The sequence below is a fragment of the Prodigiosinella confusarubida genome, assembly GCF_002847015.1.
GTDB lineage: Bacteria > Pseudomonadota > Gammaproteobacteria > Enterobacterales > Enterobacteriaceae > Prodigiosinella > Prodigiosinella aquatilis.
On the sequence record NZ_CP025085.1, the window covers coordinates 3,114,728 to 3,128,558 of the forward strand.

General features: G+C 46.9%; 12 protein-coding genes. 7 read left to right on the forward strand and 5 right to left on the reverse strand.

What is annotated here, in order from left to right; genetic code table 11:
• Positions 1-179: 179 nt before the first annotated feature.
• The 3 genes from sppA to pncA all read left to right on the forward strand — a co-directional run bounded on the left by sppA (position 180) and on the right by pncA (position 3,787).
• Complete coding sequence (gene sppA / locus CWC46_RS14020; protein WP_021015934.1) at positions 180-2,030, forward strand: signal peptide peptidase SppA; 1,851 nt, start codon at positions 180-182, stop codon at positions 2,028-2,030.
• A gap of 87 nt (positions 2,031-2,117) precedes the next feature.
• Positions 2,118-3,137: an asparaginase gene (gene ansA / locus CWC46_RS14025; RefSeq protein WP_021015933.1), complete on the forward strand. Its 1,020-nt coding sequence runs from the start codon at positions 2,118-2,120 to the stop codon at positions 3,135-3,137.
• Between the two features lie 11 nt (positions 3,138-3,148).
• On the forward strand, positions 3,149-3,787 hold the full coding sequence (gene pncA / locus CWC46_RS14030; RefSeq protein WP_021015932.1) for a bifunctional nicotinamidase/pyrazinamidase: 639 nt from the start codon (positions 3,149-3,151) through the stop codon (positions 3,785-3,787).
• Between the two features lie 78 nt (positions 3,788-3,865).
• Here the strand turns inward: pncA and CWC46_RS14035 are convergent, their stop codons facing one another.
• The gene (locus tag CWC46_RS14035) at positions 3,866-4,141 is read right to left on the reverse strand and encodes a YeaC family protein (protein ID WP_021015931.1); all 276 of its coding nucleotides are present in this window, start codon (positions 4,139-4,141) and stop codon (positions 3,866-3,868) included.
• Between the two features lie 63 nt (positions 4,142-4,204).
• A complete protein-coding gene (msrB, locus tag CWC46_RS14040; RefSeq protein WP_037381983.1) occupies positions 4,205-4,621 on the reverse strand; it encodes a peptide-methionine (R)-S-oxide reductase MsrB in 417 nt (138 codons plus the stop codon).
• Between the two features lie 349 nt (positions 4,622-4,970).
• Here msrB and gapA point away from each other — a divergent pair, with 349 nt between their 5' ends.
• On the forward strand, positions 4,971-5,966 hold the full coding sequence (gene gapA, locus CWC46_RS14045; RefSeq protein ID WP_021015929.1) for a glyceraldehyde-3-phosphate dehydrogenase: 996 nt from the start codon (positions 4,971-4,973) through the stop codon (positions 5,964-5,966).
• Between the two features lie 85 nt (positions 5,967-6,051).
• On the forward strand, positions 6,052-6,921 hold the full coding sequence (locus tag CWC46_RS14050) for a D-hexose-6-phosphate mutarotase (RefSeq protein ID WP_021015928.1): 870 nt from the start codon (positions 6,052-6,054) through the stop codon (positions 6,919-6,921).
• Between the two features lie 51 nt (positions 6,922-6,972).
• Here CWC46_RS14050 and CWC46_RS14055 read toward each other — a convergent pair whose 3' ends face one another.
• Together CWC46_RS14055 and CWC46_RS14060 are read right to left on the reverse strand one after the other, a co-directional pair.
• Positions 6,973-7,827, reverse strand: a complete 855-nt coding sequence (locus CWC46_RS14055) for an aldo/keto reductase (protein ID WP_021015927.1) — start codon at positions 7,825-7,827, stop codon at positions 6,973-6,975.
• 117 nt (positions 7,828-7,944) lie between these two features.
• Positions 7,945-8,694 carry a MipA/OmpV family protein gene (locus CWC46_RS14060; RefSeq protein WP_021015926.1) on the reverse strand — a complete coding sequence of 250 codons (750 nt, stop codon included), beginning with the start codon at positions 8,692-8,694 and terminating at the stop codon, positions 7,945-7,947.
• Between the two features lie 469 nt (positions 8,695-9,163).
• Between CWC46_RS14060 and CWC46_RS14065 the strand changes: the two genes are divergently transcribed.
• Positions 9,164-11,098: a PrkA family serine protein kinase gene (locus CWC46_RS14065; RefSeq protein WP_021015925.1), complete on the forward strand. Its 1,935-nt coding sequence runs from the start codon at positions 9,164-9,166 to the stop codon at positions 11,096-11,098.
• Positions 11,099-11,135: 37 nt separating this feature from the next.
• Positions 11,136-12,410: a YeaH/YhbH family protein gene (locus tag CWC46_RS14070; RefSeq protein WP_021015924.1), complete on the forward strand. Its 1,275-nt coding sequence runs from the start codon at positions 11,136-11,138 to the stop codon at positions 12,408-12,410.
• A 143-nt stretch (positions 12,411-12,553) separates the two neighbouring features.
• Here CWC46_RS14070 and CWC46_RS14075 read toward each other — a convergent pair whose 3' ends face one another.
• Positions 12,554-13,804 carry a D-amino acid dehydrogenase gene (locus CWC46_RS14075; RefSeq protein ID WP_021015923.1) on the reverse strand — a complete coding sequence of 417 codons (1,251 nt, stop codon included), beginning with the start codon at positions 13,802-13,804 and terminating at the stop codon, positions 12,554-12,556.
• Positions 13,805-13,831: the final 27 nt, after the last annotated feature.

Here is a 13,831-nt window from a genome sequence, read left to right on the forward strand (position 1 = left end):
ACTTCTCCTGTATTACATCGAGTGCCAGTGATAAGACAAATATGCGCGCCACGTTATCACAGGTAGAAGTTTTGTTACAAGTTAGCCACCTGACCGCATATTTCGGACATGATAAAAGCTGACTTTTTTCTATCGGCTCATTAGGATACTAAACTGTTTCTTCCGTTTTCGGAGTTATCATGCGCACGATGTGGCGAATTTTTAGTGGGTTAGTTAAGTGGATCTGGGGTCTACTCAATCTTATCCGTGAATTTATACTCAATATTTTTCTTATCCTATTGATTTTATTAGGTATCGGGATTTATAACCAAATCAGAGCCCCTCAGGAAGAACCTTCCCGTGGCGCACTGTTGCTTGATTTAACCGGTGTCGTGGTAGACAAACCCTCAGTCAACAACAAACTACGTCAGTTTGGCCGTGAGTTTTTGGGGGTTTCCGCCAGCCGGCACCAGGAAAATTCCCTGTTTGATATTGTTGACAGTATCCGCCAGGCTAAAAACGATAGTAATATCACCGGGATAGTAATGGACCTGACGGATTTAACCGGTGCTGACCAGCCTTCCCTGCAATATATTGGCAAAGCACTGCGCGAATTCCGTGATAGTGGGAAACCCATCTACGCGGTCGGTGATAATTACAACCAGATACAGTATTACCTGGCTAGCTACGCGAACAAGATTTACCTGACTCCGCAAGGCAATGTCGATCTGCATGGCCTTGCGACCAACAATCTCTATTACAAAACGCTGTTGGATAAATTGAAGGTAACAACCCACGTCTTCCGGGTCGGCACCTATAAATCAGCGGTTGAGCCATTCATCCGTGACAATATGTCTTCAGCGGCTCGCGAAGCCGACAGCCGTTGGATCAACATCCTGTGGCAGCATTATCTGGATACTGTTGCAGCCAACCGTCAAATTACACCGCAACAACTTTTCCCTGGAGCTGAAGGGATTCTGGCGGGATTACGCGCAGTTGACGGCGATACAGCGCGCTACGCGCTGGAAAATAAGCTGGTCGATGAAGTGGCCTCACACACAGTAATCGAACAGTCATTTATAAAAGCGTTCGGCTGGGATGCGAAAGACAAAAATTTCAACTTCACCAGTATCTACGACTATACACCGACTAAACCGACACCGGACGCCAACAAAATTGCGGTGATCTTTGCCGATGGAATGATCGTCGATGGGTCGGAAACCCCAGGTTATGTTGGTGGTGATACCACTGCCGAGCAAATTCGTGAGGCCCGGCTCAACCCTAAAGTTAAAGCGGTTATTTTACGGGTTAACAGTCCAGGTGGTAGCGTTAATGCCTCCGAACGAATCCGTTCCGAACTAGAGGCAGTTCGTCTGGCTGGAAAACCGGTTGTCGTTTCTATGGGCGGAATGGCGGCTTCCGGTGGCTACTGGATATCAACTCCCGCCAATTACATTATTGCCAGCCCCAGTACACTAACTGGCTCTATCGGTATTTTTGGTGTGATCAATACCTTTGAGAACTCACTGGATAGCATTGGTGTTCATACTGACGGTGTAGCCACATCACCATTAGCCGATTTGGCTGTAACCAAGCCATTACCCCCAGTATTTAGTCAGCTTATGCAATTAAACATTGAGCGCGGTTATAAAAACTTCGTGTCACTGGTTGCTAAATCACGGAAGAAATCGACTGCGCAAATTGATGAAATCGCTCAAGGACACGTTTGGGTGGGTAGCGATGCCAAAACCAACGGTCTGGTGGATCAATTAGGCGATTTTGACGACGCAGTGAAGAAAGCCGCCGAGCTGGCAAAACTCAATCACTACCAACTAAGCTGGTTTACGGAACAGCCAAGCCTGTTCGACGTCATGTTCAATCAGGTTAGAGGTTCCGTTTATGCCATGCTGCCTTCAGCGTTACAGGCCATGCTACCCGCGCCAGTAGCGCAATTGGCGGAAACCATTCGTTCACAACCGTCTATCCTGAATAAGATGAACGATCCACAAAATCGGTATGCGCTCTGTCTCACCTGTGGAGATATCCGCTAAACATACTGACAGCCCGGTAAGACAGCCGGGCTGTTTTCCTGCTGGTTACATTTATCATCCAGCGTTTTATCTCTTGTAATGATATCCATGCAAAAAAAATCCATTTATGTTGCCTATACCGGCGGTACCATCGGTATGCAACGCTCAGAAAACGGCTATATTCCCGTCTCCGGTCATCTGCAGCAGCAGGTAGCCAACATGCCGGAATTTCATCGACTGGAAATGCCGTCTTTCACCATTCATGAATACACGCCGTTAATCGACTCTTCGGATATGACACCAGCGGACTGGCAATCTATCGCCAATGATATTCAGCAACACTATGACAATTATGATGGTTTCGTCATTTTGCATGGCACAGACACCATGGCATTTACAGCATCCGCACTCTCCTTCATGTTGGAGAATCTCGCCAAGCCGGTAATAGTGACAGGGTCACAAATTCCATTGGCCGAACTGCGCTCGGATGGTCAGACTAATCTGCTGAATGCGTTGTATGTAGCCGCCAATCATCCAGTGAATGAAGTCAGTCTGTTTTTTAACAACAAACTGCTACGTGGAAACCGAACCACTAAAGCGCATGCTGACGGTTTTGATGCGTTTGCCTCCCCCAACTACCCTCCATTGCTGGAAGCCGGTATCCATATCCGTCGATTGGCGCCACTACCACAAACACCCGCCTCCGGTGCGCTGATCGTCCATGACATTACGCCGCAACCCATTGGCGTTATCACTATTTATCCCGGTATTTCCGCCGATGTTGTCAGCAACTTTTTGCGCCAGCCCGTCAAGGCACTGATATTACGATCTTATGGTGTCGGTAATGCCCCACAAAGTTCTGGACTGCTTAATGAACTTCGCCAGGCGTCAGAGCGAGGCATTGTGGTCGTTAATCTGACACAGTGCATTTCAGGACGAGTCAATATGGAAGGATACGCTACCGGTAACGCACTAGCACAAGCCGGTGTCATCAGTGGTTTCGATATGACGGTTGAAGCCGCACTGACAAAACTACATTATTTACTCAGTCGTGATGATCTCTCGCCAGTCGATGTCCGCCGTCTGATGCAGCAAAATCTACGCGGTGAGCTGAGCGACAAAGATTAAGAGGAACAGTTATGAACAGAGCGTTATTACTGATCGATTTGCAGAATGATTTCTGTCCAGGCGGCGCGTTGCCGATAACTGACGGTGACCAGGTTATTTCAGTAGCCAATCAAGCCATTGAAGCTTGCAAGGCAGCCACTGTTGCAGTCATCGCCAGTCAAGATTGGCATCCAGCAAATCATCGTAGCTTTGCCATCAATTCTGGCTCAGTGGTGGGGGAAATAGGTGAACTGGACGGTTTGCCACAAGTTTGGTGGCCAGTTCACTGCGTACAAGAACAGACTGGTGCCGATTTTCATGCCGATCTCAATCGCCAAGCCATAAACTGGGTTGTACGTAAAGGTACGCAAAGCAATATCGACAGTTATAGCGCCTTTTTTGATAACGGGCATCGTGCTAAAACCTGCCTGGACGATTGGCTGAAGGCACACAGTATTAACCGACTCACCGTTATGGGACTGGCGACAGATTACTGCGTTAACTATACCGTGCTAGACGCTCTGTCCTTGGGATATCAAACAGAAGTATTAGTCGAAGGATGTCGGGGCGTCAATCTACAGCCGCAAGACAGCCAACTGGCGCTTCAAAACATGGCGCATCATGGTGCCACATTGATAGACTTGCCGACGTTTATCGACTCTCTTTCATAAAGTGTGTGAGTCGATCGGAATAACCCGTAGTAACATCAATTACGACGGGTTACTTAAAATCAGGATGCTTTCAGTTGCCTAATCCTGTGGTTTCAGTGTAATTATCGGCGCTTCCTGAAATTGCTGTTTCAGTGTTTGCTTACTTTTTATTTCAACTTCACCTTGTGTATTAATGCTCATGTGTTCCGCATCAATATTATGCCGGGACTGCCACAGCATCACTATTTGCAACGAATTTTCTTTCTGTTCCGCAGTCAGTGACACACCATCCGGCCATTTACCCAATTCGACAGCCGTTACCAGTCGCTGATAAATTTCCGGGGTCATAGTATTGATCAAGTCATCAAGTTGCATCTGTTTTCCTGCCATCCAACACGTTTTGCTGAAACGTTTCAAGTCATTAGATTACGAAACGAATTATCCGTCTATTTTTTCTCCATCGTCCGTATCAGTGAAACTGAGTGACGTGGAGTTCACACAGTAACGCTCACCAGTCGTCTCCGGGGGACCATCAGGGAACACATGACCTAAATGAGCATCGCAATGGCCACATCGGATTTCAATCCGTTGCATATTGTGTGAATAATCATCCAGATAACGAATCGCGTCGATGGATACCGGTTGATCGAAACTCGGCCAACCACAACCAGAATCATATTTCCGGTCAGAGTAGAACAACGGCTGCTGGCAGCACAAGCAGTGATAAACGCCTGTTTGCTTGTTATGAAGAAACTTGCCTGAGTATGCCGGTTCAGTGCCCCGCTGTTGTGTGACATAACGCTGCATTTCAGTCAGACGCTCCAGCGCAGGTTGAGAAGATGTATCTTTTGTCATAGCTTTCTCACAGAGACTTAAAGCATTATCTACCGATGTGGTTTTTAATTCTAACAAAAAATTAACACCTGAGCAGGCCATTTTGGCCTACACTATGGCTCAATAGCAGGGCATAATTTTAATTGTGATCTCCGTCTCAATTATGTCTGTGATAGGTGTTCTATTGATGAGGTATTCCTCATATCATTGAGGCATATGATCTAGTTACACTGATCGCTGTTTTATCGTGCAAAGATTGTTCAGAGTTTTGACTTATAGCAACTATTGACACGATTCCGCTTGACGCTCAGTAAGGTTTTTGTAATTTTACAACCAACCTTTATTCACTAACCCATAGCTGGTGGAATATATGACTATTAAAGTAGGTATCAACGGATTTGGCCGCATCGGCCGTATTGTTTTCCGCGCTGCACAAGAACGTTCTGACATCGAAATCGTTGCTATCAACGATCTGTTAGATGCAGACTATATGGCTTACATGCTGAAGTATGACTCAACTCACGGTCGCTTTAACGGCACCGTTGAAGTGAAAGACGGCCATTTGGTAGTTAACGGCAAAACTATCCGTGTTACCGCTGAAAGAGATCCGGCTAACCTGAAATGGGGCGAAGTTGGCGTTGATGTCGTTGCTGAAGCAACAGGTATCTTCCTGACCGACGAAACTGCTCGTAAACACATTCAGGCTGGAGCCAAGAAAGTCGTTCTGACCGGTCCTTCCAAAGATGCTACCCCGATGTTTGTAATGGGTGTAAACCACAAATCTTATGCTGGACAGGACATCGTTTCCAACGCATCTTGTACTACTAACTGCTTGGCTCCGTTGGCAAAAGTTATTAATGACAATTTTGGTATCGTTGAAGCATTGATGACCACTGTTCATTCAACTACCGCTACTCAGAAAACAGTTGATGGTCCTTCTCACAAAGACTGGCGTGGTGGCCGTGGCGCGTCTCAGAACATCATTCCATCGTCTACCGGTGCAGCCAAAGCTGTAGGTAAGGTCATTCCTGAACTGAATGGCAAACTGACAGGTATGGCGTTCCGTGTACCGACCCCGAACGTATCTGTGGTTGACCTTACTGCCCGTCTGGCAAAACCGGCTTCTTACAAAGAAATCTGTGCGGCCATCAAGGCGGCTTCTGAAGGCGAACTGAAAGGCGTTATGGGCTACACGGAAGATGACGTGGTTTCTACCGACTTTAACGGTGAAAAACTGACATCTGTGTTCGATGCCAAAGCCGGTATTGCTTTGAGTGACACTTTTGTGAAGCTGATTTCCTGGTACGATAATGAAACTGGCTACTCCAATAAAGTTCTGGATCTGATCTCCCATATCTCTAAATAACCGGGTGATCGATAGATGAAAAAGGGCGACACTGTGTCGCCCTTTTTATTTGCTGGTTAGTAACAAACAACAAACGGGCAATATCATGAACGATAAAGTTTTCTCTCTCCCCATACTTCAACAAATCACACCTACAATCAGTCAACGTCAGTTAGATCACCTACCGGTGATCGTGGTGGAACATCCGCAAGTTCGTGCTGCCATTACACTACAGGGTGCACACCTGATAAGCTGGCAACCGCAAGGAGAACACCCGGTATTGTGGCTGAGCGACAATACACCGTTTACAGAGAATGTTGCCATCCGCGGCGGCATACCAATCTGTTTCCCCTGGTTTGGTCCAGTATCAGAACCGAATCATGGCTTTGCTCGTCTGCTGCCGTGGGAGTTCACATCTCACAGTGAAGATGAGAAAGGTGTTCACCTGGCATTCACTCTGCGTGATAATGCCAAAACACGCGAACAATGGCCGCATGAATTCACGCTCATTGCACGTTTCAATTTAGGGAAAGAGTGTCACATTGAATTGGAATCACATGGTGATTACAGCATTACCAGCGCGTTACATGCTTACTTCCAGATTGGTGACATCAAGCAGATCAGTATTAGCGGTCTGGGCGAGACATTCATTGATAAGGTTAATCAAGGGAAGATAGCAACTCAGCAGGGCGATTTGCGCTTCACCGATCGCACCGATCGCATTTATACCCAGCCACAAGCAATCAGTAAAATTCACGATCCTGAATTGCATCGCACTATTGAGATACACCACACTCATCACAGCGATGTTGTGTCATGGAATCCAGGTGCAGAATTGTCCCACACTATCGCGGATATGACGGATGACGGTTATAAAACATTTGTCTGTGTGGAAACTGCACGCATCAACCAGCCGTTTACCGCGACGACACATACGCCAGCCAGGTTATCGACGACCATTAAGATCAAAAAATAGCCTACGTATTACGTCTATGGCTGGCAGATACCAGCCATATTTCTCGGGTGGTTACACCACGTCCAGCATTTGCTTGTGTGATAGTGCAGGGAAAGCCTTGTCCAACAAGGCAATATCTTCCGTGCTCAATGTTACCGACAGTACCTTTGCGTTTTCTTTTACATGTACTTCTGAGCTGGCTTTAGGAATGGCGATTACTCCATGCTGGCGAATCACCCAAGCCAATAGTACTTGTGCTGCCGAAAGCCCATGTCGCCGCGCAACCGTCATCACTGTTGGCGCTTTCAATAAATCACATTTCAACTTTCCAGCCTGTGCCAACGGGCAATACGCCATGACCGGAACATGTCGTTGTTGACACCACGGTAATAAATCATACTCAATACCACGCGAAGCCAGATGATAAAGAACTTGGTCGGTCATGCACTGTTCACCGCCATTCAACGACCACAATTCCTGCATATCATCCACAGCCAGATTGGATACACCCCAACGGCCAATTTTCCCGGCCTGCTGCAATTGCTCCATGGCAGCAATCGTATCCACCAGAGGAACACCGCCTCGCCAATGCAGCAGATAGAGATCAATATATTCCGTCTGTAAGCGCTTCAGACTACGTTCACAAGCCGTTATGGCTTTCTCACCTCCCGCATTATGCGGATAAACCTTAGAAACCAGATACACCTGGTCGCGACGCCCTCGAATAGCTTCGCCTACGACGTCTTCGGCCCCGCCCTCTGCATACATTTCAGCAGTATCAATCAGTCGTAATCCCTGTTCTATTCCAACTCGCAGCGCCCTGACCTCTTCAGCTTTTTGCTGCGGGTTTTCTCCCATATACCAGGTTCCCTGACCGATAGCCGGCACACTCGAACCATCAGGAAATGTTACCGTTTTTACTGCCATAATTGTCGGGCCTCTTTCTACGTGGGCAACACTAAACTTCACGCACTGAAAGTATGCAAATAGAGTAACAGCGCCCCATTACTGTGCAACAAGCGCACAATAGGTGAGCAGAACAACTCAGAAAGTATAACTAACTCCTGCACCGAACAGCAGACTGTAGTTTTTATCTACTATCGGGCTATTTTTTACCTCATCAGCCAGATGAGTGTAACGGCTGGTTACCCACGCGTTCCATTTTTGACTGATTTTGTAGTTTGCTAGCAGTTCCACATAAGGAGACCAACTGTCATTCGGGTTATAGCTACTCAAGCCCGAACGTGCGGATTCACTATCAGAAACACCATAATAATAGCGGTTCTGATTCTTGCTGTCCCAAGTTACCCCGACACCAGGTGTTATGCTCCAGTCGTCCATGTTAAAACGATACAAATAGGCGAGATCCCCGGTAAGACCATTACTGTTATCCAACGTATCCCCTACCAGTGACGTGCGTATTGTCCCCCAATCTTCATCATGCCTATATGCAATACCGGCCATCAACGTACTACGGCGTCTATCTAACTTCTGTACTTGGGCATCACTACTATCGCTGGGCTTGAAACCAAAGGGAAAATAACTGGCAGTTAGCGAAAGTTTGTTCCGCTCATCATTCCATAGGTAATATCCCCCTCCCAAGCCATGAAAATAAAAATTTTCACTCTCATAGGAAAAAAATGGAAAGGGATCTACATGAGTATCGTCTCCCTTATATACCGAGTTTTCCCCGATAATCCCTCCCCCTAATGCGAATTCGCCCGCATAAGCAGAGGATGCGACTAACGTTCCGGTAACCAATACCGTTAAAAGTGATAGTTGACATTTTTTCACAGTTATCTGTTTCCTGTTCAGATTTGCATCGTATTAAGATTGAGTCGTTATCATTTCTGGCAGTTACCCGATCAACCACTTCTAGCAGTTACTTGTCCAACCAGATTGGAGGCTGATACATAGTAACCACTTTATCTGTTAAAAACGATAACAATTCGAATGCACATGTTAGCTATGGCAAATGATATTATATGTAATGCTACTGAAGTGAGTCATTGAAATATCTTAAAAAATGTTGGGAGAATAGAGGAAATTTCACGGATGCAAACTACGCTTTAAACAGAAGGAGAAATTTTCCTTGAGTTCATGCTGTAAATTTATTATCACAGCACTCTGCACCACAAGTTGGCATAAGGGTTGCTGTACTCAGAGAGAGTTTCTTCTTTTGGGAGAGCCAACCATTATATAGGCCACATGCATTCTATTCGCTCTCTTACTCTGTGTTAATCGACGAAGGACGGGCATCGCTATGAACATATTTGATCACTACCGTCAGCGCTACGACGCTGCCAAAGATGAAGAGTTCACTCTGCAGGAATTTCTTGCCATCTGTCAGCAGGATCGCAGTGCGTATGCAAATGCTGCCGAACGGTTATTAATGGCCATTGGCGATCCAGTAATGGTGGACACCGCACAGGAATCGCGTCTGTCCCGTTTATTTTCTAACCGGGTGATTGCCCGGTATCCTGCGTTTGAAGAATTCTATGGCATGGAGGAAGCGATTGAACAGATCGTGTCTTATCTCAGACATGCCTCACAGGGTTTGGAAGAGAAAAAACAGATTCTCTATTTGCTGGGTCCGGTTGGTGGGGGGAAATCATCCTTGGCGGAACGCCTAAAAGTACTGATGCAGCGAGTGCCCATTTATGTGCTCAGCGCCAATGGCGAACGGAGTCCGGTTAACGATCATCCGCTAAGTCTGTTTAATCCACAGGAAGATGCCTCTATTCTGGAAAAAGAGTACAACATTCCCCGTCGTTATCTCGGCACAATCATGTCCCCATGGGCAGCTAAACGCCTACAGGAGTTTGGCGGAGACGTTACCAAATTCCGTGTTGTTAAGGTCTGGCCGTCAATTCTGGGCCAACTGGCTATTGCCAAAACCGAACCTGGCGATGAAAACAATCAAGATATTTCAGCCCTGGTCGGCAAAGTAGACATCCGTAAACTGGAACATTATGCTCAAAACGATCCCGATGCCTACGGGTATTCCGGTGCATTGTGCCGTGCCAACCAAGGCATAATGGAGTTCGTGGAAATGTTCAAAGCACCGATTAAAGTGCTGCATCCATTGTTGACTGCGACTCAGGAAGGCAACTATAACGGTACGGAAGGCATCGCGGCCCTGCCATTCAACGGTATTATTCTGGCCCACTCCAACGAATCCGAATGGGTACAATTCCGTAATAATAAAAACAATGAGGCCTTTCTTGACCGTGTTTATATCGTGAAAGTTCCTTATTGTCTGAGAGTGTCTGAAGAGGTCAAAATTTACGATAAATTACTGAAAAACAGTGAATTATCAGACTCTCCTTGTGCACCTGGCACGCTGGAAATGCTGGCTCGTTTCTCCATATTGTCACGGCTTAAAGACCCGGAAAATTCCAGCCTTTATTCAAAAATGCGGGTCTATGATGGTGAAAGTCTGAAAGATACTGACCCTAAATCAAAATCATATCAGGAATACCGTGACTATGCCGGTGTGGACGAGGGAATGACTGGCCTTTCCACCCGCTTCGCCTTCAAAATTCTGTCTCGAGTATTTAACTTCGATCACGGTGAAGTGGCAGCAAATCCAGTACATCTGTTTTATGTGTTAGAGCAACAGATTGAGCGTGAACAATTCCCACAAGATATAGCGGAAAAATATCTGGAGTATCTGAAAGGCTATCTGATTCCAAAATATGCGGAATTTATTGGCAAAGAAATTCAGACCGCCTATCTCGAATCCTACTCGGAATATGGACAAAACATTTTCGATCGCTATGTCACCTACGCCGACTTCTGGATTCAGGATCAAGAATACCGAGATCCAGATACCGGACAATTGTTTGATCGTGAATCGCTTAACGCCGAGCTGGAAAAAATCGAAAAACCGGCTGGTATCAGCAATCCAAAAGATTTTCGTAACGAAATTGTCAATTTTGTGCTGCGTGCCCGAGCCAACAACAATGGGCATAATCCAAACTGGACCAGCTATGAGAAATTGCGCACCGTCATTGAGAAAAAAATGTTCTCCAACACGGAAGAGTTGTTGCCGGTCATTTCGTTTAATACCAAAACCTCGACAGACGAACAGAAAAAACATGATGACTTCGTTGACCGCATGATGGAAAAAGGCTACACCCGGAAACAGGTTCGCTTGTTGTGCGAATGGTATCTGCGTGTGAGGAAGTCGTCTTGATGCAGCATATCGCCAGGCAACATCGTTTGGGGGAATCATGGCCTATTTCATTGATCGACGGCTAAACGGAAAAAACAAAAGCGCGGTTAACCGCCAGCGCTTTTTACGCCGTTACAAGTCGCAAATAAAACAGTCGATTTCCGAGGCCATCAACAAGCGTTCGGTAACCGATATAGATAACGGGGAATCCATCTCGATTCCTAATGCAGATATCAGCGAGCCGACGTTCCATCAAGGCCAGGGGGGCGTGCGCCATCGTGTCCATCCAGGCAATGACCACTTTGTCGAGAATGACAAGATCGAGCGGCCGCCGAGCGGAGGTGGCAGCGGTTCTGGTCAGGGGGACGCCAGCCAGGACGGTGAAGGACAAGATGAATTTGTCTTTCAGATTTCAAAAGATGAATATCTTGACCTGTTGTTTGAGGATCTGGCTCTACCAAACTTGAAAAAAAACCAGCACCAACAGTTGACTGAATATAAAACACATCGGGCAGGCTATACCGCCAATGGTGTTCCTGCCAATATCAGCGTGGTACGTTCACTGCAAAACTCCCTCGCCCGTCGAATGGCAATGACTGCTGGGAAACGCCGTGAACTGCATCAACGGGAAGAAGACCTCGCGTTACTGGAAAATACCGAGCCAGTGCAATTATTGGAAGAAGAACGCCTGCGTAAGGAAATTGCCGAACTACGTCAACGTATTGACAGAGTGCCATTTATTGACAGCTTTGATCTACGTTACAAAAACTATGAGCGGCGACCCGAACCTTCGAGCCAGGCCGTCATGTTCTGTCTGATGGATGTGTCAGGGTCAATGGACCAGGCAACAAAAGATATCGCCAAGCGCTTTTATATTCTGCTGTACCTGTTCCTCAGCAGAACCTATAAAAATGTTGAGGTGATATATATTCGCCACCATACTCAGGCCAAAGAGGTCGACGAGCAGGAATTTTTCTACTCACAGGAAACCGGGGGCACAATTGTCTCCAGCGCCCTGAAATTGATGGAGGAAGTGGTAAAAGAACGTTACGACCCTGCACAGTGGAACATTTATGCAGCACAAGCTTCAGATGGCGACAATTGGGCTGATGACTCACCGCTATGCCATGATCTGTTGGCTACCCATCTGCTGCCAATAGTACGGTACTACAGCTATATAGAGATTACTCGCCGTTCTCATCAAACCTTGTGGCGAGAATATGAACTGCTGCGGGATAAATTCGATAACTTTGCCATGCAACATATCCGCGATCAGGCTGATATCTACCCAGTGTTCCGGGAATTGTTCCATAAACAAACAGTTGAAAAATAATCAGTTATCAGCCAGCATTGGATCGTGCTGGCTGACCATTTCTCAATTATTCATCTCAGTTTAATCATTCTTTAACCAAGCGACTTGTGTTTTATCTTTCAATATGTCTTTAGCCTATCGCCGGTCAGCGCAACATGGGAAGATTAGGCATAACGGGAAAATGATAGGTCATCTGATTCAATATCCGGCGTTTTTTCAGAGATAATATCCGCCAAGAGCTGCCCTGAGCCACAGGCCATGGTCCATCCCAATGTGCCATGGCCCGTATTTAGATACAGATTTTGCAGCGGCGAACGTCCAACCAGCGGAGTACCATCTGGAGTCATCGGTCGCAGACCAGTCCAAAACGTTGCCTGCTCTATCGATCCGCAATGAGGGTATAGATCGCGGACCACCATCTCCAGCGTTTCACGCCGTTTAGGATTCAGCGAAAGATCAAACCCAGAGATCTCTGCCATACCCCCGACACGAATACGTTGATCAAACCGGGTAATAGCGACTTTATAGGTTTCATCCAGTACAGTCGAAACCGGAGCACTCGCTTCATCCGTTAACGGAATAGTCAAAGAGTAACCTTTCAAAGGATAGACCGGGATTTTGAACCACTGCTGCAGTAAATTGGCAGAATAAGAACCACATGCCACGACATAAGCATCAGCAGTGATTTTTTCGCCATCGCATTGCACACCGGCAACCCGCTGCCCCGCTACCTCCAGGTACTGGACAGTATGACCGAAACGAAACGTTACGCCTGCCGCCGCCGCCATCTGCGCCAGTTGTTTGGTAAACAGCTGGCAGTCACCGGTTTCGTCATGAGGCAAGCGCAATCCCCCAGTCAGACGGTGACTGACACCGGCCAAAGCAGGCTCTACGGTTATCAGTTCGGATGTCTCCAGCAATTGATAGGGAACGCCTGCATCCTGCAACACCGCGATATCACGGTAAGCGTTCTCATATTGCTGCTGGGTACGAAACAACTGCAATGTCCCGCCCTGCCGGCCTTCATAATGAATAGCTGTTTTTTCACGTAATACCTGCAGGCAATCACGACTGTATTCCGCCAGTCGGACCATCCGAGCCTTATTAATCTTGTAATGTGAAGTGTCACAGTTGAGCAACATTTGCCACATCCAACGCAATTGTTCTGTCGAAAAATCGGGACGAATAGCCAATGGTGCATGGCGTTGAAACAACCATTTTATCGCTTTAATCGGTATACCCGGCGCAGCCCAGGGAGCAGAGTAACCGGGAGAAATCTGTCCGGCGTTACCGGCACTGGTTTCCTGTGCTGGTTCTGGCTGCCGATCAATAACAGTGACCTCGTGCCCTGCCTGTGTTAGATACCAGGCCGAACTGACACCAACAACACCACTCCCTAAAATAACCACCTTCATCGTTACTTATCTCCCCATCCTTTGCTT

What these genes read in the sequence shown, in the direction of transcription:
- pncA (WP_021015932.1), top strand. Translation starts at nt 3,149, where the DNA reads ATGAACAGAGCGTTATTACTGATCGATTTGCAGAATGATTTCTGTCCA.
- gapA (WP_021015929.1), top strand. Translation starts at nt 4,971, where the DNA reads ATGACTATTAAAGTAGGTATCAACGGATTTGGCCGCATCGGCCGTATT.
- CWC46_RS14035 (WP_021015931.1), bottom strand. Translation starts at nt 4,141, where the DNA reads ATGCAACTTGATGACTTGATCAATACTATGACCCCGGAAATTTATCAG.
- CWC46_RS14055 (WP_021015927.1), bottom strand. Translation starts at nt 7,827, where the DNA reads ATGGCAGTAAAAACGGTAACATTTCCTGATGGTTCGAGTGTGCCGGCT.
- CWC46_RS14075 (WP_021015923.1), bottom strand. Translation starts at nt 13,804, where the DNA reads ATGAAGGTGGTTATTTTAGGGAGTGGTGTTGTTGGTGTCAGTTCGGCC.
- ansA (WP_021015933.1), top strand. Translation starts at nt 2,118, where the DNA reads ATGCAAAAAAAATCCATTTATGTTGCCTATACCGGCGGTACCATCGGT.
- msrB (WP_037381983.1), bottom strand. Translation starts at nt 4,621, where the DNA reads ATGACAAAAGATACATCTTCTCAACCTGCGCTGGAGCGTCTGACTGAA.
- sppA (WP_021015934.1), top strand. Translation starts at nt 180, where the DNA reads ATGCGCACGATGTGGCGAATTTTTAGTGGGTTAGTTAAGTGGATCTGG.
- CWC46_RS14050 (WP_021015928.1), top strand. Translation starts at nt 6,052, where the DNA reads ATGAACGATAAAGTTTTCTCTCTCCCCATACTTCAACAAATCACACCT.
- CWC46_RS14065 (WP_021015925.1), top strand. Translation starts at nt 9,164, where the DNA reads ATGAACATATTTGATCACTACCGTCAGCGCTACGACGCTGCCAAAGAT.
- CWC46_RS14070 (WP_021015924.1), top strand. Translation starts at nt 11,136, where the DNA reads ATGGCCTATTTCATTGATCGACGGCTAAACGGAAAAAACAAAAGCGCG.